The sequence below is a fragment of the Planktothrix sp. FACHB-1365 genome (assembly GCF_014697575.1).
GTDB lineage: Bacteria > Cyanobacteriota > Cyanobacteriia > Cyanobacteriales > Microcoleaceae > Planktothrix.
The window spans coordinates 38057-61898 of record NZ_JACJSC010000026.1 but is presented as its reverse complement, the minus strand read 5'-3'; the positions used below and the strand labels follow the sequence as shown (position 1 = coordinate 61898).

General features: G+C 41.4%; 25 protein-coding genes. 5 read left to right on the top strand and 20 right to left on the bottom strand.

The genetic code is table 11. The features are described from left to right. Positions 1–11 precede the first annotated feature (11 nt). From H6G57_RS22170 to H6G57_RS22155, 4 genes are read left to right on the top strand one after another with little or no spacing between them, the layout of a single operon-like run. On the top strand, positions 12–338 hold the full coding sequence (locus tag H6G57_RS22170; protein ID WP_190522580.1) for an NIL domain-containing protein: 327 nt from the start codon (positions 12–14) through the stop codon (positions 336–338). A 32-nt stretch (positions 339–370) separates the two neighbouring features. Continuing rightward, positions 371–1243 carry a sulfate ABC transporter permease subunit CysT gene (gene cysT, locus H6G57_RS22165; protein ID WP_190522578.1) on the top strand — a complete coding sequence of 291 codons (873 nt, stop codon included), beginning with the start codon at positions 371–373 and terminating at the stop codon, positions 1241–1243. Between the two features lie 51 nt (positions 1244–1294). Continuing rightward, positions 1295–2134, top strand: coding sequence for a sulfate ABC transporter permease subunit CysW (cysW, locus tag H6G57_RS22160; protein WP_190522576.1), 840 nt, complete (start codon positions 1295–1297; stop codon positions 2132–2134). Between the two features lie 45 nt (positions 2135–2179). Then, positions 2180–3223 (top strand): sulfate/molybdate ABC transporter ATP-binding protein, encoded by a 1044-nt coding sequence (locus H6G57_RS22155; RefSeq protein WP_190522574.1) that lies wholly within the window; start codon positions 2180–2182, stop codon positions 3221–3223. 224 nt (positions 3224–3447) lie between these two features. Here the strand turns inward: H6G57_RS22155 and H6G57_RS22150 are convergent, their stop codons facing one another. The 3 genes from H6G57_RS22150 to modA all read right to left on the bottom strand — a co-directional run bounded on the left by H6G57_RS22150 (position 3448) and on the right by modA (position 7268). After that, the gene (locus tag H6G57_RS22150; protein WP_190522572.1) at positions 3448–4047 is read right to left on the bottom strand and encodes a CBS domain-containing protein; all 600 of its coding nucleotides are present in this window, start codon (positions 4045–4047) and stop codon (positions 3448–3450) included. A gap of 566 nt (positions 4048–4613) precedes the next feature. Beyond that, entirely contained in the window at positions 4614–6452 is a 1839-nt protein-coding gene (gene modB / locus H6G57_RS22145; protein WP_190522564.1) for a molybdate ABC transporter permease subunit, read from the bottom strand. A gap of 18 nt (positions 6453–6470) precedes the next feature. Beyond that, positions 6471–7268, bottom strand: coding sequence for a molybdate ABC transporter substrate-binding protein (gene modA / locus H6G57_RS22140; RefSeq protein ID WP_072721252.1), 798 nt, complete (start codon positions 7266–7268; stop codon positions 6471–6473). 364 nt (positions 7269–7632) lie between these two features. On the opposite strand from modA, the gene H6G57_RS22135 reads away from it, so the two are divergent. Beyond that, the gene (locus tag H6G57_RS22135) at positions 7633–7842 is read left to right on the top strand and encodes a molybdopterin-binding protein (RefSeq protein WP_190522555.1); all 210 of its coding nucleotides are present in this window, start codon (positions 7633–7635) and stop codon (positions 7840–7842) included. A 59-nt stretch (positions 7843–7901) separates the two neighbouring features. Here H6G57_RS22135 and H6G57_RS22130 read toward each other — a convergent pair whose 3' ends face one another. From H6G57_RS22130 to nifB, 17 genes are all read right to left on the bottom strand, one after another. Next, a complete protein-coding gene (locus H6G57_RS22130) occupies positions 7902–8243 on the bottom strand; it encodes a hypothetical protein (protein WP_072721255.1) in 342 nt (113 codons plus the stop codon). Positions 8244–8337: 94 nt separating this feature from the next. Then, positions 8338–8640: a 2Fe-2S iron-sulfur cluster-binding protein gene (locus tag H6G57_RS22125; RefSeq protein ID WP_072721257.1), complete on the bottom strand. Its 303-nt coding sequence runs from the start codon at positions 8638–8640 to the stop codon at positions 8338–8340. 39 nt (positions 8641–8679) lie between these two features. Then, a complete protein-coding gene (locus H6G57_RS22120) occupies positions 8680–9051 on the bottom strand; it encodes an iron-sulfur cluster assembly accessory protein (RefSeq protein ID WP_190522552.1) in 372 nt (123 codons plus the stop codon). Positions 9052–9084: 33 nt separating this feature from the next. Then, entirely contained in the window at positions 9085–9831 is a 747-nt protein-coding gene (locus tag H6G57_RS22115) for a HesA/MoeB/ThiF family protein (RefSeq protein ID WP_190522550.1), read from the bottom strand. An 11-nt stretch (positions 9832–9842) separates the two neighbouring features. Next, positions 9843–10160, bottom strand: coding sequence for a nitrogenase-stabilizing/protective protein NifW (gene nifW / locus H6G57_RS22110; protein WP_190522548.1), 318 nt, complete (start codon positions 10158–10160; stop codon positions 9843–9845). Between the two features lie 25 nt (positions 10161–10185). After that, complete coding sequence (locus H6G57_RS22105) at positions 10186–10398, bottom strand: CCE_0567 family metalloprotein (RefSeq protein WP_190522546.1); 213 nt, start codon at positions 10396–10398, stop codon at positions 10186–10188. 151 nt (positions 10399–10549) lie between these two features. Beyond that, a complete protein-coding gene (locus tag H6G57_RS22100; RefSeq protein WP_190522544.1) occupies positions 10550–11008 on the bottom strand; it encodes a NifX-associated nitrogen fixation protein in 459 nt (152 codons plus the stop codon). Positions 11009–11223: 215 nt separating this feature from the next. Beyond that, positions 11224–11625, bottom strand: a complete 402-nt coding sequence (gene nifX / locus H6G57_RS22095; protein ID WP_190522542.1) for a nitrogen fixation protein NifX — start codon at positions 11623–11625, stop codon at positions 11224–11226. Positions 11626–11789: 164 nt separating this feature from the next. After that, on the bottom strand, positions 11790–13115 hold the full coding sequence (nifN, locus tag H6G57_RS22090) for a nitrogenase iron-molybdenum cofactor biosynthesis protein NifN (RefSeq protein ID WP_190522540.1): 1326 nt from the start codon (positions 13113–13115) through the stop codon (positions 11790–11792). Between the two features lie 77 nt (positions 13116–13192). Then, positions 13193–14599 (bottom strand): nitrogenase iron-molybdenum cofactor biosynthesis protein NifE, encoded by a 1407-nt coding sequence (gene nifE, locus H6G57_RS22085; protein ID WP_190522538.1) that lies wholly within the window; start codon positions 14597–14599, stop codon positions 13193–13195. Between the two features lie 72 nt (positions 14600–14671). After that, on the bottom strand, positions 14672–15034 hold the full coding sequence (locus tag H6G57_RS22080; protein WP_375539546.1) for a Mo-dependent nitrogenase C-terminal domain-containing protein: 363 nt from the start codon (positions 15032–15034) through the stop codon (positions 14672–14674). A gap of 10 nt (positions 15035–15044) precedes the next feature. Continuing rightward, positions 15045–16580, bottom strand: a complete 1536-nt coding sequence (nifK, locus tag H6G57_RS22075) for a nitrogenase molybdenum-iron protein subunit beta (RefSeq protein ID WP_190522533.1) — start codon at positions 16578–16580, stop codon at positions 15045–15047. 93 nt (positions 16581–16673) lie between these two features. Next, a complete protein-coding gene (gene nifD / locus H6G57_RS22070) occupies positions 16674–18209 on the bottom strand; it encodes a nitrogenase molybdenum-iron protein alpha chain (protein WP_190522532.1) in 1536 nt (511 codons plus the stop codon). 174 nt (positions 18210–18383) lie between these two features. Beyond that, positions 18384–19274 carry a nitrogenase iron protein gene (gene nifH / locus H6G57_RS22065; RefSeq protein ID WP_199314413.1) on the bottom strand — a complete coding sequence of 297 codons (891 nt, stop codon included), beginning with the start codon at positions 19272–19274 and terminating at the stop codon, positions 18384–18386. Between the two features lie 160 nt (positions 19275–19434). After that, the gene (gene nifU / locus H6G57_RS22060) at positions 19435–20316 is read right to left on the bottom strand and encodes a Fe-S cluster assembly protein NifU (protein ID WP_190522530.1); all 882 of its coding nucleotides are present in this window, start codon (positions 20314–20316) and stop codon (positions 19435–19437) included. A gap of 69 nt (positions 20317–20385) precedes the next feature. Next, complete coding sequence (gene nifS / locus H6G57_RS22055) at positions 20386–21591, bottom strand: cysteine desulfurase NifS (protein WP_190522528.1); 1206 nt, start codon at positions 21589–21591, stop codon at positions 20386–20388. 41 nt (positions 21592–21632) lie between these two features. Next, the gene (nifB, locus tag H6G57_RS22050) at positions 21633–23108 is read right to left on the bottom strand and encodes a nitrogenase cofactor biosynthesis protein NifB (RefSeq protein WP_190522526.1); all 1476 of its coding nucleotides are present in this window, start codon (positions 23106–23108) and stop codon (positions 21633–21635) included. Between the last annotated feature and the right edge of the window lie 734 nt (positions 23109–23842).

The window sequence follows — 23842 nt, the reverse complement described above, 5'->3', positions numbered from 1 at the left end:
AGGAAAATAAAATGTCTTTAAATTCAACAAAATTCGAGCCGGATGATACTAATTTATCTGTGTTCACTGCCAGAGAAAAGTATCAATTTATTTCTCGAATTCGAGTCAGAATTCCTAAAGAATACCATCAAGAACCCGTGATTTCTCGTCTAGCTTCTAATTACGGTTTAGAAGTGAATATTAGGGGGGCTATTTTAGGTCAGAATGCGCGGGAAGATGGTTGGTTTGATTTACTTCTAAAAGGAACCCCCCAACAAATCGATAGTGCCATGATTTATCTTTCAGATCTGGATGTCGAAGTTTGGCAAGACTCAAAAGCAGAAGTAGATGGCTGGTAAATCGTCAAGTATTTGTAGAGTATTAAGTATTTATGAGGATTCCTGTAGCCCAGTTTAACACTCAAAAACCCGCTTTCAATAACGCCTTAAAAAAACTTTGGAGGCGGTTTTCTTTTCCTTGGGTTTTTACCTTTTTCTATTTGATTGTCATGTTAATTCTGCCCTTTACAGCATTAATTAGACAATCCCTAATGGTATCTCCCCAGGAATTTTGGAAGATTGCCTTTAGTCCCGTTGCTCTTTCGGCTTATAACGTTAGTTTTGTAACAGCATTAGCCGCAGGGGCAATGAATGGACTGATGGGGACTTTAATCGCTTGGGTGTTAGTTCGTTATCAATTTCCAGGGAAAAAATTAATCGATGCGACTGTTGATTTACCCTTTGCTTTACCCACTTCCGTTGCGGGTTTAGTCTTAGCAACGGTTTATAGCGATAAAGGTTGGATCGGACAATTTTTTGCCCCCTTTGGCATTAAAATAGCCTTCACCCGTTTAGGGGTTTTCGTTGCCATGTTGTTTATTTCGTTGCCTTTCGTGGTGCGAACTTTACAACCTGTTTTACAAGAAATGGAACAGGAAACAGAGGAAGCAGCATGGTCATTAGGCGCATCTCAATTTCAAACCTTTTTAAGAGTTTTACTCCCCCCCTTAATGCCTCCTATTTTAACTGGAATTGCCCTTGGGTTTTCCCGTGCGGTGGGAGAATACGGGTCAGTGGTGATTATTTCTTCGAGTATTCCCTTTAAAGATTTAATTGCCCCTATTTTAGTCTTTCAACGCTTAGAACAATATGATTATGTCGGTGCAACCGTCGTTGGTGCAGTTTTATTGATCATTTCATTGTTCTTATTAGTGTTAATTAATACACTGCAACAGTGGGGACGTCGTTATTCTCTCAAAAGTTAAGATTTTTTCCCTGATGCTTCTTGTCTAATATTCATTGATGGTTTACTCTTTATGTTATCCCGTTCATCAATTAAACCTGATAGTTCTCAACCTCTCCCTTGGGTTCAATGGCTGTTAATTGGCATTGCATTACTTTATCTGGGTTTAATTTTATTTATTCCCGCCATAGCTGTTTTTTATGAAGCCTTTCATAAAGGAACCCAAGAGTTTATCACCGCCATCAATACCCGCGATTTTCAAAGCGCAATGCAACTGACTTTAATTATTGCATTGATTGTGGTTCCCCTTAATACTTTATTTGGGCTCTGTGCCGCTTGGGTAATTGCTCGAAATCAATTTCCGGGTCGTACCTTATTAATCAGTATTATTGACCTACCCTTTGCCATTTCTCCCGTGGTAGCCGGGTTAATGATTGTGTTGTTATATGGTCGCAATGGTTGGTTTGGTGCAGCGTTACAAAATGCTGATATTAAAGTATTATTTTCCCTCCCCGGAATGGTACTTGCAACGCTATTTGTTTCTTTACCTTTTGTCGCCAGAGAAGTGATTCCGGTTTTAGAAGAAGTGGGTTCAGAACAGGAAGAAGCCGCCCGCACTTTAGGGGCTCAAGATTTTCAAATCTTCTGGCGTGTAACCCTTCCTAATATTAAATGGGGTTTACTCTATGGTGTTCTATTAACTAATGCGAGAGCTATGGGTGAATTTGGAGCCGTCGCTGTTGTTTCTGGATTAATTGCAGGTCGAACTTTAACCTTACCAACCTTTGTGGAACAAGCCTACAAAAATTATCAAACTGAAGCCGCTTTTGGTGCCGCTACTATTTTAGCGTTACTGGCGTTAGTGACTTTAGTTTTGAAAGAAATTTTAGAACGCAAAACCAATCATCATTAAGCTTTTTTTGAAACTTGTTGTTTTTCAATTAACTTTAGAGGTATTATGAGTATTCTGGTTAAAAATGTTTCTAAATTATTCGGTAATTTTCAAGCCTTAGATAAGATTAACTTGGAAGTTAAAGAAGGAAAATTAGTGGCTTTATTAGGGCCATCAGGTTCGGGAAAATCAACCTTATTAAGAGCGATCGCTGGTTTAGAATCCCCTGATAGCGGACAAATTATTATTAATGGTCAAGATACCACTCATTTAGATGTTCGACGGCGAAATATTGGATTTGTATTCCAACATTATGCCCTGTTTAAGCATCTGACGGTTCGCCAAAATATTGCCTTTGGTTTAGAAATTCGTAAATATCCTCGACCCAAAATTAAAGCTAGAGTTGAAGAATTACTCGAATTAATTCAGTTAAAAGGATTAGGAAATCGTTATCCATCTCAACTGTCTGGGGGTCAACGTCAACGGGTGGCTTTAGCGCGTGCTTTAGCAGTTCAACCCCAGGTTTTATTACTCGATGAACCCTTTGGGGCGTTAGATGCTAAAGTGCGCTTAGAATTGCGGAGTTGGTTACGACAATTACATGATGAAGTTCATGTCACAAGCGTTTTTGTCACCCATGACCAAGAAGAAGCAATGGCGGTAGCCGATGAAATTGTTGTCATGAATCAAGGCAAAATAGAACAGGTGGGAACCCCTTCAGAAATTTATGATCAACCGGCGACACCTTTTGTGATGCAATTTATCGGAACTGTTAATGTATTACCCAGTCATGCTGCACTTTTCCAAGATTTGGGTTTAGTGGCTCCTACTACTTCTAATATTTTTATTCGTCCCCATGATCTTGAACTTCACATCACCAATCACTTAGATTTGAGGTCTCCAGCTTTAGTCAAACGGGTAACTCATTTAGGATGGGATATTCAAGTGGATTTAATCTTAGCTGATGAGCGTCCAATTGTTGCCCATTTAAGTAAAGAACAGTTTACCAAACTACAACTTCAAGCGGGTGATCAAGTTTTTGTGGAACCGAAACGAGGATATAACGGTGAAACCTGCGAAATTTTACTAGCGGGACTTAAACAGGCATAAGGAGAGAAATAGTTGATAATGATTATATAGCAAGCACATAACGTTAAAGAATATTGAATTGAGTGATCGCACTGATTTATGAACCAAAATAACTGGAGTGCGATCACTATTCAAACAAAAAGAGGGGGTTAGAGGAAGAAGCCAGAAAAATCTAGCCCTAACATGACATCACCGAATCTCAATGGCTGGACATGGATTCAGGTTATCTCATTGACCCCGATTGTTTAGCTGATAGAAACCGGCTGAGATTCCCGTTCAAAAAAGAGTTCCTTAGCGGTTTTGTCTGCTTTTAAAGCTCCATAAAAACCCGCTTCGGCTTCAATTTCATCCACCAACTCCCACGCTTCAGCCGCAGCTTTAGAATCATCACCAGAGGTGGCGGAAATAGAACGAGCATTCGAGATGGCTTCCTGAAGCTTTTGTTGGAGATAGACTAATTTAGGATTTTCTAGGAAATCACCTTGCATTAAAATATCGGTGACTGAAATAATCCCCAATAATTCCCCTTGAATAACCGGAGCTCGCCAAACCCCTGTATTGGCAAATAAGCGGGCTACATATTCCAGATTCAGATCAGGATTGACCACAATACAAGGTTTACTCATAATTTCGTAAACTCGCACCTGTTTGGGGTCTTTTCCGTAAGCCACGACTTTAGCAATAATATCCGTTTCCGTGACAATGCCATAGGCATCTTCTGGATGACGAGCTTCAACAATCAGTGCCCGAACTTCTTTTAAGCGCATCAGTCGAACAGCTTCGGCTACCGTTGCAGAACCTCGAATTATGGCGACTTCTTGTGTCATAATATCCTTGGCTTTCATAATTTCCTCCTTGGGTTGTTCTAAGCCAAATTTAGGAGTTATGAGTAGCTGCAATAAACGGTTCTCAATTTGAGAACAAACTTGACTTCGATTCAATCAGATTGATGAGGAATCTCACAATAATCCCCATCCAACTACCCTTGGATTGGAATTATTTCTTAAGTCTGATTGGATCATTTTTTCTGAAATACTGAGGAAGCTTGATATTAATAGCAAGGTTGAAAAAAAGTCAATTTTTCTTTCAGATAAAAAATTATGTCAAGCATTTAAGGCAACACTTTAACCTTAGAAATAGAGTATCATTAAAACCCCTAAGAAACAAGCCTTAAATTGTGAAATAATCATTAAAAAAGCATCAATCAATAAAAACAATAGAATTTCAATTATTTTCATAAATCTCCCTTATTTTACTAAAATAAAAAATTGGAAAAATACTGAAGTAAATTCAATTAAACGTAGAGGCATATCCGCAGATATACCCCTAACTAAATCTTAATATTTTATCAGAGAATTTTAGGAATAAAATCTTTACCTTCTTTTAACCCCTTGTTAGAGATTAGACTGATTTATTCCGACATTAAAAATAACCGTAAAGAATGTAACTGCACCAACCAAGGGAGAGGACGATCTTTTAAAGTTGCCCATTTTTCTTTAAAAACTTCGGCTTGTAAATGATAATCTTCCAAATTTTCAGGTGGAGAAGCTAACTTAAGATATAACGTGATCCGATGTTGAGTTTCATTGGTATTAGCCAGCCAGCAGGGAAAAGTATTGTCTGAACTTGGATCTGTAGGAAAGCTTAATTGATGGGCACGAATTCCCACATAAGCTAGAGGTTCTTGAATGGGTTCAATTACTCGTAACCTACACCCCCAATCTAACGCTTCTACCGTTTGAGAATTGTGGCTAATTGCTCGAGAAAAGTTTTTACATTCAGTGAGTTGAGCCGTGCGGAAATTAGGAGGATGCTCAAAAATGTTTTGTTTAACATCAAAAGCGATCGCTTTTCCCTGATCCATGACTAAAAGATTCTCACAAACTCGATAAGCCTCCTCTAAATTATGAGTAACAAATAATGTAACTCCTCGATAAAAAGATAACAGAGAAATTAATTGATGTTCGAGTTGACTTCGTAAATAGGTATCTAGGGCAGAAAACGGTTCATCTAATAATAATATTTCGGGTTGACTCGCTAAAGCTCTGGCTAATGCAACTCGCTGTTGTTGACCCCCCGATAGTTGTCGAGGATAACGATTCCCCAATTCTTCTAAATGAACCTGAGCTAACAAGGTTCCAACAGCAGCCCGAATTTGATTTTTAGACATTCCTTTGGGTAAGCCAAAGGCAATATTTTGAGCCACTGTCCAATGGGGAAATAAAGCATAGTTTTGAAATAAAAAACCCACCCGGCGCTCACAGGGAGGTACATTAATTTTGTTTTCAGAATCAAATAAAACCCGTCCATTCAAAATAATTTGACCTCGATCCGGTGTTTCTATCCCCGCAATACACCGCAAAACCATGCTTTTTCCTGCACCCGATCCCCCCAACAATCCTAAAGGACGATCATCACTATTAAAAGCAACTTCTAACTCAAAACCCGGTAATTTCTTCTGAATATTAATCGATAAATAGGGAGGTATTGAGGAATCAGAAATCAGGGAAGAGATCATAAATCCGTGATCAAGCTCTGATCTGAAATCCGACCTTTGGAAAGATGGGTTAGAATAGGGCTCTATCCCTTTCTTTTTGATTCCATTTTCCCACAGGTTAACAACCGTAATGGCTGAGAAAGAAACGGTGAGAATCACTAAAACCCAAATCCAAGCTTCTTTCATCGCCCCTGCTTCCACTGCGAAATAAATCGCCATCGGAATCGTTTGGGTTTCCCCTGGAATATTCCCCGCAATCATTAAGGTGGCGCCAAATTCTCCTAATGCTCGACAAAATGCCAAAATGGTTGCAGCTAGAATACCGGGTAAAGCTAACGGTAAAGCAATTCGCCAAAAAATAGTAATTTCAGAACCACCTAATGTTCTAGCAACTTGTAAAAGGGTGCGATCAATTTGTTTAAATGCCCCTAATGCGGTTTTGTACATTAAGGGAAACGCCACAACCGTTGCGGCAATTACGGCGGCGTACCAAGTAAAAACCAAGTTGATATTAAAGGGCGATAATAGTTGTCCGAGGGGGCCATTTTTACCACAGAATAATAGTAATAAAAAACCCACAACGGTAGGCGGTAAAATTAAAGGGGCAATAAAAACCCCCTCAATAATTGATTTCCCTTTTCCCCGATAGTTCAACATCCAATAAGCAGCCAGGATGCCTAAAAAAAAGGTAATGACCGTAGCAATTGAAGCGGTTTTAAGGGAAATCCAGAGGGGAGAAAGATCTAAAGACATGGGTTTAGGTAAATCACTTTAACTAGCTTTGCTAAATCCGTATTTTTGAAAGATTTTCATGCCGCGATCGCTTGCTAAAAACTGCACATATTCTTTAGCCGAGGCTGGATCTTTACTGCTTTTTAAAACTGCAACTGGATAAACAATTGGGGAATGGAGATTGGCGGGTGCAGTTGCTACAATTTTAACCTGATTTGAAAGTTTAGCATCCGTTGTATAAACAACCCCGGCATCAGCATTCCCGCTTTCTACCGCCGCCAAAACATTTCGCACATTATTGCCTAAAACCAGTTTAGGTTTAATCGCGTCTAAAATCCCTAAATTTTTAAACACTTCTTCAGCATATTGTCCGGCGGGTACGCTTCTCGGTTCACCTACAGCAATTCGCTTAATTTTAGCATCGGTTAAATTTCTAAAACTGGTAATACCTGTGGAATTTTTGGGAACAATTAAAACGAGGTTGTTGGTCAAAACATTACGCCGAGTTTCGGGAATAATCAGATTTTTTTCCTGTAAAGCATCCATCTGTTTTTTAGCGGCTGAGAAAAAGATATCCGCAGGGGCACCATTTTCAATTTGTTGTTGCAATGTTCCCGAAGCCCCAAAATTATAGTTAACAGCAACCTTGGAGTGAATTTGCTGATACGCGGGCTTAATTTCTTCTAGGGCTTCTTTTAAACTAGCCGCCGCCGATACGAGTAAGCTAGAGTTCGTTTGAGCTAACAGAGGCGTTTGGTTAATGACCCGAATCCCCATCGTTAGGATTAACGTCATTAAAATTGTGGCTAGAAACGTTACAAGCCGTCTTTTTTTCATTTTAGTAAAATATTAGAAACTGCTGGATTTGAAGAATAAAAACTGAGATTTTGAGAGCCGTTTTTAATTCTACAATTGATTATAGTATATTGATTTTAATCAAAAGATGTATAAACCAATACAATTTTATATTTTGTTTGTGTTTTTATTTAAAAAATACCTTTTAAATAAAAAATATATAGATTGGCAAAAATCAGGTGTTATTGTAGAATAATAATCGAGTAAGAGATCATCATCAATAAACGAAAAGTCCTAAAAGCTAGTATCCAGATAGGAGCACGAAACTTTAACATAAGGACATTAAATTTACTGTTGAACACTTACTTCAGATTAATACAATATTTAGACTCAAGAGGCTATACCCATGAAAATTAGTGCTCGTAATTCTCTCAAGGGAACTGTCAAACAATTGACAGTCGGGGCAGTGAATACGGAAGTTGTAATTGAGATTTCACCGGGAGTCGAAATCGTCTCTATTATTACAAAATCCTCGGCTGAAAGTTTAGGGCTTACAGATGGAACAGAAGTTTATGCCGTTATCAAATCAACTGACGTGATGGTGGGTATTGAATAAAGGTCAAGACTTCAAATAGTCCTCAAAGCTCCCTGAAAACGGGGGCTTTTCAACGGACTTTAGAAAGGGGAGATAACTGAATGGAGTTCTAACCATAATCGAGGATAATCTTGTTTAATTTTAGAAAGAGGATCTCGGAGTAGGTTATTAGATTTAATAAAAACAACATCCATCAATCCCATATTTTCAGCAATTTCTTTGAACAAATGGGATTGCGATCGCAATTCTGAAATTAAAGTTTTAGGGCAATAAACTGCAACGTAGTAGAATCGTTTTTCTAGCCGTTTCACTGAAAAATCGAGAACTTTAACATAACAGTTATCCAAAAGTTGTCCGGTGTTAGGATATTCACGCTTCACAACTTGAATAAATTCTTGGGTAATTAGCTCTTGACTAATCATGGGAAGTTAGAGATTGAGAGTAATTTGAGATTGTAGGGGTTGAGTTTTCTAACCCAGATCCCCTAGAGGGTTGGGCAACCCAACCCCTACAAACTTAGACTAAATACGCTTCCTGATGGGTACGAATGGTACAATTTGAACGAGGATATGCAACACAAAGGAGAACAAATCCTTTTTCTATTTGTTCATCATCCAGAAAATTTTGTTCAGATTGATCAATTTCCCCTTCAATGACTTTTCCCACACAACTCGAACAGGAACCCGCAGAACAAGAGAAAGGTAATTCTATTCCGTTCTCCTCAGCGGCTTTAAGAATATAAGTATCCTCATCGACATCAATCACAGTATCCAATCCATACTTTTTGCTTTGTAAGCGAACTTGATAAGTTGTTCCCATGTTTTTACACCTTATAATGTATGTAGAAGTACCAAAAAATTAACTGCAAGGAACCGCAGCAGGGGTACAATCCCCAGCTTTGAAAGATTTGCCACAGCCACAACTATCCGAAGCATTCGGATTAGAAAACTTAAATCCAGACTCCATTAAACCATCAATGAAATCAATCTCTAATCCTTCTAATAAAGGGGCACTCTTCAGGTCAATATAAAATAGTACAGAATCCTGTTCAATTACCACATCATCAGAGTGAGGTTGACTGGTAATATCCATTTTATATTCATAACCGCTACATCCTCCATCGGCAACAGAAAGCCTTACGCCTCTAGGAGTAGCCGCTTCATCTGAAGATCCTTTTGCTCTTAGAAAAGCCCGAAGCCTAAAAGCCGCTTTTTCCGTTAAATTAATCATGGTCAAACCTCCTAAATTGAATCAATAGATCAACTATTTTTGTGTGCCACAAACCGGACAATGGCGATCATGATAGGTGTGAAGTTTAGAGAAATTCAAAGTCCCTAAATCCATCATTAACAGGTGAGAAAATAAGGGTTGTCCAAGCCCTGTAATCACCTTAATTGCTTCTAATGCAGTTAAACAAGCAAGGGTTCCAGAAACCGCACCTAACACCCCAAAACCCCGTTTATCCCATTCCGGTTTTTCAGGAAATAAACAAGATAAGCAAGGGGTTTTACCGGGAATAATTGTTGTTAAATATGCTTCCATCCCGTTCATGGCTGCTTCCACCATAGGCTTTTGCCAACGGACACAAGCTGCATTTAATAAATCCCGTTCTACAAAGTTATGGGCACAGTCTAAGGTGATATCAGCTTGTAACACTAACGAATCAACATTAGATGCTGTTACATATTCAGGAATAGCCTCAATTTCCACATCCGGGTTAATTGCAGTCAGGGTTTCTTTCGCTTTCTCAATTCGAGGTTTCCCCACCCAATCTTCTGTCATCAAAACTTGGCGGTTCATATCATCTCGGCGTAAATTACCACCTCTAACTAATATTAACCGTCCAATTCCTGCAACTGCTAAATAAAGGGCTGCTGTTCCTCCTAACCCTCCCACACCTGTCACTAAAACAGTGCTGGTACGAAGTTTATTTTGGGCTTCTTCCCCAAAACCGGGAAGCATGATTTGGCGTTGATAACGTTCTAACTCAGTGGGTGTTAGGCTGAACATTTCAATCCTCCTTAATCTGACTCAATTTCTGAGAGTAAAACTACATTTTTTGGCTTTTCGTTGAAAACCTTGAAGAGTTTTTGCTCCACTGCGGTTGAAGTTAAAAATACGCTGTAGGCTTGTTGCAATGCTTCACGATACTGATTGAGTTTTTCTTCAGGTTCGATATCGGGAAAAGCTGCATCAATTTTAGCCACTAATTGAGAGAATTTCTTCAAGATATGAAGACGGTTAACATTGACAATTTGCTCGTCAAAGGGGAGTTGGAAGAATTGGAAATATTCTTCTGCATCCATTAACTTTTTAAAGTCAGATAAGGCTTGGGTCATGATTAGGGTGGGGGTGAAAGATTTTCTATTGAGATTCCCGTGCTTTTAGCTGCTTTTTGAGATTGTCTAACTCTCGATAAAGTTGATAGGTTCTGCCCGCAACTTCCATAATATTCTCGAAATCCGTTGGCAATCCTTCAGCTAAATCATGAAGTTCCATTTTTAATTGTCCACCTTGACTATTAAGACGCTTAATTTTTGTCTTTAATTCGTCAAGGGTTAAATCAGCTTGAACCATGTCAGTTACCAGTTATCAGTTAACAGTTATCAGTTACCAGTTATCAGTTACCAGTTATCAAGTGTCATGAAAGAGTTTGTTGTATTGGGTTTTTCTTCAAAAACTTATCAACCTTCACTGATGACTGATAACTGATAACTGAACACTGATTTCAAGCGTTAGTGACTTCTCGATATTTAGTCGCTAATTCAACAGCAGATTTTGTCAATTTTTCGCCTTCTGCTGCTAATTTTTCCATAGATTCATAGCCAAAACGTTGAGCATCTCTGAGGGTTTTAGAAACGACTAAAAGATGACCGGAAAATACTAATGCCCAACCGAATCCTTCATGGCTTAAGTTAATCACAACTTGGCATAATAATCCAGTTTCTTGTTCTACTAAAGTTGCAATCGCTCGATAAAACGCAGTAATTCTTAATTGGGTGATGGGTTCCACATCCCCTTCTACAGAAATTTTACGTTTTTGTTCTTTCGTTAAGATTAAGGGTTTCAGAATTAATTCATCTGACCAACTCCGATAAACACCCATACTATCTTGAGCTCGAATTTGGCGAACTAATTCTTTCAAAAATGGAGTGTTTGTGATGGATATGATGGTTTCTGTTGTCATTGTTATTTTCTCCTGTGTTGTGTTGGATATTGTAAGTTAATTGGATTTCTTGTTCCCCCCTTAATAAGCAGGGTTAGGGGGGATCATTGACCTGGGATCAGATAGCGCGTGAAGTCAGGTTTGAGTGCCTACTTTTAGCGCAATTGTTGACGGACTTTGGGCAGGATGCCAGCCCTACAGTTATTTTTCATCCATCAAAAAAGCTTAATGTCTAATTATTCCTCCTCGAAATCCTCAAATGTTTTTTCCTTTTGTTGGAGTGCTTTTCGCAACCAAGGGGGAGGATTACCCTTTAAAGTTTGGACTAATTTATTGAGGATATCGGTAATTAAATCTTCTTCACTTCTGGCTTTTACGGGTGTAACTTTTTTGCGAATTAATCGCGCTGCGGCACTGCCTCCGATCGCAGAAACATAAACAATTGTACAATCCGATAAAGCTTCTAATTTAGGAACTAATTTATCCTCATTACCATCCTCTTTGAGGTCGCCATCAAAGGTTAAAGTATTAACAAATTCATATCCTTCTGTGGAAACCTCATAAACTGCCAATTGTTTTGCCCAACCAAAATGAGCATTAATATGAACAGAATCATTGGTAGCAAAGGCAATTTTCATGATTTTCTCCTGTGTATAGCACGATAAGGGTTAACCTAAAACTTCTGTTTTTACCTTAAACTTGATCCCCCTAAATCCCCCTTATTAAGGGGGACTTTGATTGTTCTGTTTCTCTTCTTTCTTAAAGAAGTTTAGCTGTACAGTTCCCCCCTTATTAAGGGGGGTTAGGGGGGATCAAACCCCAACGAATGATGGCTGTTTTCTTCCTGTTCCAGAAGCAGATTCCCTAAATTGAATAAAAATTCTTTACTTCCCCGATAACCTACGGTTGAAAAGTAACCATTTCCTAAGCGATCAAAGATGGGAATTCCTAGCCGATAAAGGGGAATGTGTAGTTTTTCACTCACACCTTTCGCATTAGAATTAGAGATTAATAAATCAGAAGCGATCGCTAAATTTTCTAGGTCTTCTAAGTCACCAATTATAACAGATTCAACGGGAATTTTGTCAAGTAACGGGGATTGAGTTGTGGTAATTGCCGCTTGAATTTCTGCCCCCATTTCCTGTAAAAAAAGACTCGTTGAATACAGTAAATCCGGTTCAAGGGCTAAACAAACTCGCTTCCGACCAAAATAGAAGTGAGTGTCTAACATGGCATCCTGTAATTGGCGACGTTGACGACAATATTTTTCAGGAACCGGAGATGAACTCAACTGAGATAATTTCATTAAAAATTCATCAACCGCTTTTAATCCCGTAAGCCGAGGAAATACCTGATATTCAGTCCCAAAACGTTGATGTAAAATCTCCGCCGCCCCCCGCATACTTTCTCCCAAAGCCAGGGTAAAATTCGAGGAACCAATCCGTTTTAAATTCGTTAAAGTTGTCCCCCCCGTTGTCGTTGCAGTATAGCCTCCATCTGATAAGTGACCCTCTAAAGATGTTGAGAGGTCAGGAACAGCGATCGCATCAAATCCAAAAGCAGTAACAATTTCTTTAATTTCCTCAACATCTCCGGGTGTAAAAGCAGAACTCACTAATAGCGTGACTTGATTTTTTTGAGTTTCTCCTGCTACCGGAATTTCCCGAATAATACTTTCTACTGTAGCCGCATAACCATCTTGTAATGCCCCTTTAAAATCCGGTGTTGAAACAAAAACAATCGGAAAATCTTTTAATTCAGGATGTTCTTGTTTCACGGTTCTGAGGATGCCCTGCATATCATCCCCCCGTGTTTCTGTTAACCCGGTTGTACAGAGTCCAATAATGTCTGGTTTTGCCTTTTCTAAGAGCGTTAAAATGGCAATTTCAACATTTTCTTCTCCGCCTAAAATTGTACTTACTTCCGTCATTGCCGTTGTACTTAACGGAATCGCTTCTCGGAAATGTCGCACCAGCAAAACTTTAGCAAAGGCGGTACAACCTTGGGAACCATGCAACAAAGGCATTGTTCCTTTTAAACCTAAAAATGCTAACGCTGCACCCAAAGGTTGAGATTGTTTAAGCGGATTCACCGCAACCGGTTTTTTAGGGGAAATTACAGTAGCCATAATACAGTTATCAGTTATCAGTTATCAGTCATCAGTGTAGAGACGCGCCATGGCGCGTCTGTACCAGTTATCAGTCATCAGTCATCAGCTATTCGTAATTCGTAATTCGTAATTCGTAATTCCCAAGGGGCGGGTTGACGAATTTGTTCCCAAATGGGGCTATATAAAGCTTCGTCTAATTCCCTTGCCATTTCCACCATTCCCACATAACCGGAATAGGGATGATGGCGTTCTTGGTTAATATCTAAAAAGGGAATTTTGGCTTTTAAAGCAGTGTATTGATTTCGTCCCCCTGCAATTAACATATCTGCTTTTGTTTTGTCAATTACTTTCAGTAATTCAGCCGCATTTCCTTTTTCCAACATGATGCCATCTTTGCCCAGCAAATCTTTAATTTTTGCCTTATCTTCTTCCGTACTTTTCTTCGTGCTGGTGGCGACAACTTCCATTCCTAAATCTTTAGCGGCGGAAATAATCGACCAACTTTTAACCCCTCCTGTGTACAGAACGACTCGTTTTCCTTTTAAACGAGCTCGATAAGGCGCCAGTTGTTCATCTAACTTGGCTGTTTCCTCAGCAATTAATTGTTCGGTGCGGTTTTGTAAGTCTGCGTCCCCAATTTTTTGAGCAATGTTTCGCAAACAGCGATTCATGTCATCAATGCCATAAAAGGATTCTTCCAAATAGGGAATCCCATATTTTTCTTCCATTTTTCTCGCCATATTAATCAACGCCTTAGAACAAATCATGACGTTGAGTTTGGCTCGATGGGCGGTACAGATTTCTTGGTAACGACTATCCCCTGTAATTTTAGCCAGAACCCGAATTCCTAACTTTTCAAATAAGGGAAGAACGCCCCACATTTCCCCAGCAATATTGTATTCCCCGATTAAATTAATATCATAGGGTGTCGTATAATCGGGTTCGGCTGTACCGACAACATAGTCTAATAAAGTTTCTCCCCCAATCCGATTTCCTAAGTTTTTACTCCCCACAAAACCCGGAGAATGAACCGGAATCACAGGAATTCCAACTTTTGTACTCGCCGCCTCACAAACCGCATCTAAGTCATCACCAATTAAGGCTGTTACACAAGTGGAATAAACAAAAACGGCTGCGGGTTGATAACGGTTTTTAATTTCCAAAATGGCTTTATAAAGCTTTTTCTCACCCCCAAAAATGACATCATTCTCACTTAAATCAGTGGTAAAGCCAATTTTGTAAAGCTTGGAACCGGAAGACAAACTGCCACGACTGCCCCAGGCGTTCCCAGCACAGGCAATGGGGCCATGTACTAAATGAGCCACATCGGTAATCGGAACCAGGGCAATACTAGCACCATCGAAGGCACAACCCCCTTGGGCGGCACCGGGTTGGGCTTGTTGCTTACACGCTTTATTCTTCTTGTCGCCATCTTTTTTGTGATTGTGTTCGCAAGCCTTTTCCGTTAGCAATTCAGCAATTTTCGCGCTTGTGAGTTTCATAGGACAGGGGTGTGTTGTCGGTTGTCTGTGATTGCAAAAGGCAGAGGTTTCATTGATTCCCTGCCTCAATCTTTAACTGGCTTGTTCGCCACAAACATCAGCGAGGTAGGTGAGGGCGCGGAACCGCAGGGCAACGAATTCATCGTATAAAGGGTTGAGCTTACACAGGGGAGGGATGTGTAACGTCCATCCGAGTAATAACGTGATGTTTCGTTCAAAGGGGCATTGACCGGGGATCAGTTGACAGATCAGGTGGGCGAAGTTGCGATCGCAAATTTCTAATCCATCTATCCATTGACGCAACGGCCAGAGGATATCCAGTTTCTTATGAAGGGAGAAAGTAATCATAGCACCGAACCGTTGTCTGTTGTCTGTTGACAGTTGACGGGTAGGGGTGGGGTTTCCCCACCCATCAAAGGTTCCCCCACCCGTCAAGGGTTAACCCTTAACGAATCAAGTCGTAAGAGATATCAGTTTTGGAAGGGATAATCGTGTTGCGATCGAGTTCGTCAAGGAGGGTATTGACAATCCAATTTAAGAGGTTGATCGTACCTTGGTAGCCAAAAGTAGCATACCGATGGAGGTGATGGCGATCAAAGATCGGATAACCAATGCGGACGAAGGGGGTTTTAGTATCACGCCATAGATATTTCCCGTAGGAGTTGCCAATCAGCAAATCAACAGGTTCGGTGAAGAGGAGCGATCGCATATGCCATAAATCTTTACCTCCCCAGATCGTCGCTTCTTTACCGTAGGGACTAGAATCTAACAACGCTTTTAACTCAGCTTCAAATTCTGGGTTGCTGTTGCTAACCACAATATGTACTGGTTCAGCCCCTAACTCTAACAAGAAACTCACTAAACCATAAACTAAATCGGGATCACCATATAGGGCAATGCGTTTACCATGAATCCAAGATTGAGAATCAGTAATCGCGTCTACTGCCCGTCCCCGTTCAAGTTCCAATTCTTGGGGGATAGGATTACCCGTCAGTTCAGATAAAGCCATCAAGAATTCATCAGTTCCCCGAATTCCAACAGGACGGGAAACAGAGGTTTTTTGTCCCCATTCTTTAGTAATATAATCCCGTGTTTTTGAGGTGGAATAAGCTTGTAAGGCGATCGTTGCTTCTGCATTAATAGCATCAGCCGCATCGTCTAATTTAGTTCCCCCTTGATACATCCGATATTCCCCATCATTGGGTGAGTCGAGATAATCGGAGTTATCTCCCAACAGGGTATAGTTTGCCCCCATTAAAGACGCCATCCGTTTAACTTCCCGCAGGTTGCCAATATAGGTTTCAAAACCAGGGATTAAGTTAACTTTGCCATTGGTGGTTTCTTTCTTCTGACCTGCGGTTAAGTTAGTCAGAATCCCTTTCATCATGTTGTCGTAACCCGTGATATGGGAACCGACAAAGCTAGGAGTATGGGCATAAGGAACCGGGAAGTCTTTAGGAACAGAACCCGCTTCCTTGGAGTTGGAAATAAACGCCCCTAAGTCATCCCCAATGACCTCAGCCATACAAGTGGTACAGAGGGCAATCATTTTCGGTTTATACAGGGCGTAGGCGTTCGCCAACCCATCAATCATGTTGTTGAGTCCACCAAACACCGCAGCATCTTCAGTCATGGAAGAGGAAACCGCCGAGAAGGGTTCTTTAAAGTGGCGAGTGAAGTGGCTGCGGAAGTAAGCCACACACCCTTGAGAACCATGAACAAAGGGCAGGGTAGACTCAAAACCTACGGCGGCTAAAATCGCACCTAACGGTTGGCAAGCTTTCGCGGGGTTAACAGTTAAGGCTTCACGGGCAAAGTTTTTATCCCGATATTCCCAAGATTTCGTCCACTCAGCAATCCGGGCGACTTCATCCGGGTCGTGTCCGCCTTCAAATTCTTTCTTATTGGTGAAAAGTTCCTGATATTCTTGTTCTTGGAACAGTGTTGCGTGATCTTTAATATTCTCTACATTCTGAGCCATTGTCTTTCTCCACTAATTGTTGAGGTGGAACAGGCGTCTCGCCTGTTATTTCTATTAACTTATCTAGTGACAGGCAAGATGCCTGTTCCACTTTTATTTCTTCCAAGGCGCTTTGACTAAATCCCAGGTGGGGCTATTCAGGGCTAAGTCCATGTCACGGGCGAAGATGGCGAAACCATCATAACCGTGATAGGGGCCAGAGTAATCCCAGGAGTGCATTTGACGGAAAGGCAGTGCCATTTTCTGGAAGACATATTTTTCTTTAATTCCAGAGGCTACGAGGTCAGGTTTTAAGGCTTTGACAAATTCCTCAAATTCATAACCCGTTACGTCGTCATAGATCAGTGTGCCACCTTCGACATAGTGGGTGGTGCGTTTGTAGTCGTCATTATGACCAAACTCATAACCCGTAGAGATGATTTCCATCCCCAGATCTTTGAAGGCAGGAACAACGTGGCGAGGACGCAAGCCTCCGACCATCAGAGCCACTTTCTTCCCTTGCAGACGGGGGCCGAATTTCTCAATAATGGCATCCGCTTGGGCTTGATAACGGGCAATGACTTCTTCCGCTTTCGCTTGGATAGTTTCGTCAAATTTAGCGGCAATGGCTCGTAAGGAGGCAGCAATTTCCGTAGGGCCAAAGAAGTTATATTCTAACCAGGGGATTCCGTAAGCTTCCTCCATGTGACGGCTGATATAGTTCATTGACCGATAGCAGTGAATCAGATTCAGCTTCACTTGAGGGGTGAGCATCATTTCTTGCAGTGTGCCATCTCCAGACCACTGAGCTACAACCCGCAAGCCAATTTCTTCTAATAAAATCCGGCTCGACCAAGCATCACCCCCGATGTTATAGTCCCCAATAATTGCCACATCATAAGGGCCAGGTTCAAAGGCGAGTGTGCCGTCTTTTTGGGCTTTATCGGCTTTCGGGAATACCCAGTCACGGATGGTGTCGTTGGCGATGTGGTGTCCGAGGGATTGAGATACACCCCGGAATCCTTCACACCGTACCGGAACAACGGTTTTACCAGTATCTTTCGATTTCTTCCGGGCGACGGCCTCAATATCATCCCCAATTAACCCGATGGGGCATTCAGATTGAATACTAATCCCCCGATTTAAGGGAAACAGTTCTTCAAGTTCATCAATCAGCTTAGAAAGTTTTTTATCACCCCCAAAAACGATATCCCGTTCTTGGAAATCTGAGGTGAATTGCATCGTGCCAAAGGTGTCGATACCCGTTGTCCCGATGTAGTAGTTGCGACGACCTGACCAAGAGTAATAACCGCAACCAACGGGGCCATGACTAATATGAATCATGTCTTTGATCGGCCCCCAGACCACCCCTTTCGATCCGGCGTAGGCGCAGCCTCTAGTGGTCATCACACCGGGAAGAGATTTAATATTGGACTTCACACCACAATCCGATTTACCTTCTTCATAGACATTGAGGTGTTTTTCCCGTTTTTTACGGCTTTTTTCGGGATAGGAATCTAGGACTTCTTGAATCAGTGCTTTTGTATCAACTGGTACAGACGTGCCATGGCCCGTCTCTACATCAACCGTTGCCTCAGTTGTGACTTCAGTGGCGGTTTCTGGATAGGTAATGGTTTCTGGAGGTGTCATAGGATTTCAGTATTAGGGAGTAGAGAATAAATTGCTGTGCGGTAGTTGAGCAGTTCGACAAGCTCACTTTTGTAATACCTGTCGAAACTAGGAGGTAGGAAACAGGAGGAGATAGGAGGGAGATAGAAACGGCTAATCCAAAGTTTCCTGTTTCCTGTTTCCTGTTGCTTGCTGTTAGACGGCTGCAACTTCTTTGGCTGTTTTGCCAACGAGATGCTCGTATTCTTTGTCGTCGCCCAGAATACCAAACTCGACCAGTAATTCTTCTAACTCATCCATCGATAAGGGGGTAGGAATGGTGAGTTTGGTATTTTCGTCGATTTTCTTCGCTAAGGCGCGGTATTCATCGGCTTGAGGATGATCAGAGCTATATTCGATCACCGTCATCCGGCGCAGTTCGGCGTGTTGTACCACATTATCACGAGGAACAAAGTGGATCATTTGTGTGCCGAGTTTTTCCGCTAAAGCTTCAATCAGTTCGATTTCTTTATCAACTTTACGGCTGTTGCAGATTAAACCACCGAGGCGGACACCACCGGAGTGAGCGTATTTGAGAATCCCGCGAGAAATGTTATTGGCGGCATACATCGCCATCATTTCACCGGAGGTAACAATGTAAATTTCTTGGGCTTTGCCTTCCCGAATGGGCATGGCGAAACCACCGCATACAACGTCCCCTAATACGTCATAGCTGACATAATCTAAATCTTCATAGGCACCATTTTCTTCAAGGAAGTTAATGGCGGTAATAATTCCTCGTCCAGCGCAACCGACACCAGGTTCTGGGCCACCGGATTCCACGCAACGAACACCACCCCATCCAGTTAACAACACTTCATCCAGTTCCAAGTCTTCAACCGCACCGCGTTCGGCTGCTAGGTGGAGAATCGTGGTTTGGGCTTTGCTGTGCAGCATTAAGCGGGTCGAGTCTGCTTTGGGGTCACAACCTACGATCATGATGCGTTTTTTCATTTCTGCTAACGCTGCGATCGTGTTTTGGGAGGTGGTGGATTTACCGATACCGCCTTTACCGTAGAATGCGATTTGTCTGATTTTGTCGCTCATGATAGTCTCTCTGTAGGATTAGTTAAAAGGTTTGTTTGGATCGAGTGGTTTGTAGGTGGGTTCTTGTCAACTGCAAACCAAGCTAGGGATTCTGTTTTGGATGTAAGGAACGTCACCCGGTGGCGATCGCCCTTTCGATGGAATTTTCATGATGGTTAAATTAATAAGGGTTAACAGCTTCGACCACTAAAGTCGGTAGCACACGCTCTCTTAACTTGCCTTCAATGGCAACTTTCAGAGTGACTAAACTGCTGGAACAGGAACCACAGGCCCCTTGCAGAATGACTTTTACTTTGTCTCCCTCAACGTCGTATAGGGCGACATCACCGCCATCTAAGGCGAGGAAAGGTTTAATTTCGCTATCTATCACCTGTTGAATTAAGGTGATTTTTTGTAAATTCGTCAGCAGGGGTTGAGGGCTGATTTCTGGGGTAACTGGAGCTTCAAAATCAGGGTTTTGCCAAACCGCAGCAATTAAATCATCAATGTCGGCTAGACAAGAGGTACACCCGCCCCCCGCTTTAATGTAATTCGTTACTTGTTCGGCGTCGGTGAGTTTGTTTTCATGAATCACTTTTTTAATCCGGGTTTCGCTGATTCCGAAACAGCGGCACACCATAGCACTTTCATCTTCTTCATGATTAGCTAGAGGGATGCCTTTGTAGGAGAAAATCGCCGCTTCTAAGGCTTCTTGTCCCATAACAGAACAGTGCATTTTTTCTTCGGGTAAACCTCCGAGATATTCAGCAATTTCACGGTTTGTGAGGTTTAACGCTTGATCAACGGTCATACCAATAATAATTTCAGTTAAGGCGGAAGAAGAAGCGATCGCACTAGCACAACCAAAGGTTTGAAAGCGAGCGTCTAAAATTTTATCGGTCTGTTCATCAATTTTGAGATGAAGTCTGAGGGCATCTCCGCAAGCAATACTTCCAACTTCTCCAGTGACAATTTTTAATCCAGGTTCGTTGCAATCTTCTATGGTTCCCTGATGTTGGGGATTATAGAAGAGATCCATGACTTTTTCTGTATAGTCCCACATAAGAATTCAGTTATCAGTTATCAGTTATCAGTTGACAGTTGACAGTTGACAGTTGACAGTTGCCTATCTTTAACTTTGGGCAGTGGCAATTGCTTTTTCTTGTTCTTTTAGCCAGGCTTCTTCGTCACTCTTGAAGGGAGATAATGCCCTTAACCGTTCTACAATTTCCGGCATTACCTTTAATACGGTGTCAATTTCTGCATCTGTTGTATATCGAGACAGAGAGAAGCGAATCGAACCATGTAAGACAGAATAGGGTAAACCTAATGCTCTTAAAACATGGGAGGGTTCTAAGGAACCAGAGGTGCAAGCAGAACCCGAAGAAGCGCAGATTCCGTATTGATTGAGGGAGAGTAAAATAGCTTCCCCTTCAATATATTTAAACCCGATATTACTGGTATTAGGTAAGCGTTGAATGGGATGACCATTGACTTCACAATTGGGAATTTTTGCGAGTAAACCTTGTTCTAAGCGATCGCGCAATTGCTGTTCTTTCTTCACATCTGCCAAATGAACTAAAGCTAATTCGCTGGCTTTACCGAGGGCAATAATTCCGGGTACATTTTCCGTACCTCCCCGTCGTCCCCGTTCTTGGTGTCCCCCTAACAATAACGGCCGGAAACGTACCCCTTTTCGTACATACAAAACCCCAATTCCTTTCGGTGCGTGTAGTTTATGACCCGATAAGGTGAGTAAATCGATGGTGCTATTTTTTAGATCTAGGGGAATTTTACCAACGGCTTGCACCGCATCCACATGAAAGATCGCCCCTTTAGCTTTAACAATTTGCCCAATTTGTTCAATCGGAAAAACAACGCCTGTTTCGTTATTTGCATACATAATCGAAACAACTGCCGTACCACCCGTTAAACTAGCCTCTAATTCATCTAAGTCTAATTGTCCTTGACGATTAACCGAAAGATAGGTAACTTGATAACCTTGACTTTCTAATTGTCTACACTGACTTAAAATCGCCGCGTGTTCAACTTCAGTCGTAATAATATGTTTTTTGTTGGGATTTGTGGCTAAGGCGGTGCGAATTGCCGTATTATTTCCTTCTGTACCACAACTATTAAAGATAATTTCCGTGGGTTCTGCTCCTAATAAAGCAGCAACTTGTTCTCTGGCTTGTTTAATGGCTTTACCCACTTGTCCGCCGAAGGTGTGCATTGAAGACGGGTTGCCATAATATTGTGTCAGGAAAGGTAGCATTGCCTCAGCAACTAAGGGATCTACCTGGGTGGTGGCATTGTTATCAAGATAAATAACAGACATGAGACGACTCCAATAAAGGGCGGCTGATGGAAGTTAAGAAATTACGGATTGGCTAAGATAGAATCGCTACAAACTTGCAGAGAAAACCATTTTTGGTAATATTCTGTGACGGCTTTTTCAATCACATCGTAGACTTCTACCGCTTCAATTCCGGCTTGTTTCAATTGTTCTTGAGGACAGTGACCAATCTTAGAAACCAGAACCGCCGTGCAACCTTCTAACATTTTTAAAATATTGTCGAGAGAATCTTCCTCGCCATAGCCTCCATGACAATATTGTTCAACTTTGCGGTGTCCGACAAATTTAGCTTCGTTGGCATCCACTTCATAAATCATGAATTCTCTGGCATGACCGAAGTGTTGATTCACTAACCCACCGCCTTTTGTGGCAATAGCAACTAAAATTTTAGGAGAATTGGCAACTTTCTTTTGAGCTTTTGCAGTTTTGACTGTTCTTTGTTCCGCTTGAACTTGATCAATAGCTGCATGGACTTCTTGCCGTGTTTCTAAGTTATATTCGGGTTCCATGTCTAGGAATTTATCTTTGGTAAATTCCTGGCTGCGGTCTTCCCCTAAGAGTCCGACGGCATCGGCGCGGCACTGGCGACAATGGCGCATCATTTTCATATTGCCAGAACATTGATCTTGAACTGCCTTCAGTTCTTTAGGGGTTGGCCCTCGTTGACCATTTAAACCAAAGTAAGTGCCATGTTCGGGTGCGGAAATCAGGGGCATAATATTATGGAGAAAGGCTCCTTTTTCCCGAATCACTCGGTTAACTTCGGGGAGATGTTGATCATTAATCCCCGGAATCATGACAGAATTAACTTTACAGAGAATATCTGCTGCTTTTAAGGCTTCTAAGCTTTCCATCTGCCGTTCGTGCAGAATCTTAGCGGCTTCAATGCCTGTATAGCGTTTGCGATTATAACGAATCCAAGGATAAATTTTAACCCCAATTTCTGGGTCAACCATATTAATGGTTAAGGTCACATGATCAATATTCAGTTGTTTAATTTGATCAATATAGTCAGGTAACATTAAGCCATTGGTTGACAGACACAGCTTAATATCCGGGGCTTTTTCAGCAATCAGTTCAAACGTGCGGAAGGTATGCTTCGGGTTTGCCAAGGGATCGCCAGGGCCAGCAATGCCTAAAACCGTCATTTGGGGAATTTTTCCCGCAATTACCAGCACCTTATGGGCGGCTTCTTCAGGGGTCAGCAGTTCACTGACAACACCGGGGCGACTTTCATTCGCACAGTCATATTTGCGGTTGCAGTAATTACATTGAATATTGCAAGCTGGAGCAACAGCAACGTGCATTCTAGCGTAATGATGGTGTGCTTCTTCGCTATAGCAGGGATGCTTGGCGATGCGCTGTTGTATGGTTTCGTCTACGGTCGTTTCAGAAGAAGATGAACTGCAACCACAGGAGCCGGACTTTTGGGATGTGGGAAGGGCATCGGGTTGCGCTTTCGCTTCTAGTTTCGAGAGAAGTTCTGTAGTAGGTGACATCGAAATCCGTAAGTCTAATAACGAACTGATTAATCGACGTAAGAACACTTATCGGTCAAGAAGCTAAGGTTGCCTTCTGAGTCGTGGACTTAAGTGCCTGACGTTATTGGATTTATAGCAGCCACCGTTTTAGGGGTTTGAGTTGTTCCCCCAGTTCAGATTTATTGAAATAATTAGAATTCTACTCAAGGCTTCAAAGCCCCTCTATATCAGGATCGAAAAAATATTTTGGGTATGGGGTACGAGTATTTTTGAGGGGGGGGATGAGTATTTACGGCATTAGGGACTGGAATTCTCTCTACTCACACCCAAACCCAATCTAGGAGTAGCTTTGAGGACATTTACACCCCCCTTTTTTGAGTCGGAAGTTTGTACTCAAAAACTACTCAATTCAGCTGAAATAGTTGAATAACTATCCCAACATTTCTGAAGACTATTAATTTTGTATCTAAGTTATCACTTTGATTTTTCAAATGGTAGTTATCGTAACAAAAATTTTATATTTGCTTAATCTCTTATCGCTCTGATTGTGTGAGCTTATCAATGTAAAACTACTCAAGCTAAAATAGCTGAACCCTAACTATACAAAGGCTTTCAATGAGTACAAAAAAATACTCAAGCCCCCCTAGAAAAATACTCACCCCTAACCCGAAAAATACTAGCCCCCCTATCCCCAAAAGATTTTTTTTAGCCTGATTTCACTGGGTTTAAAACCCTTGAGTACAAACTTAATA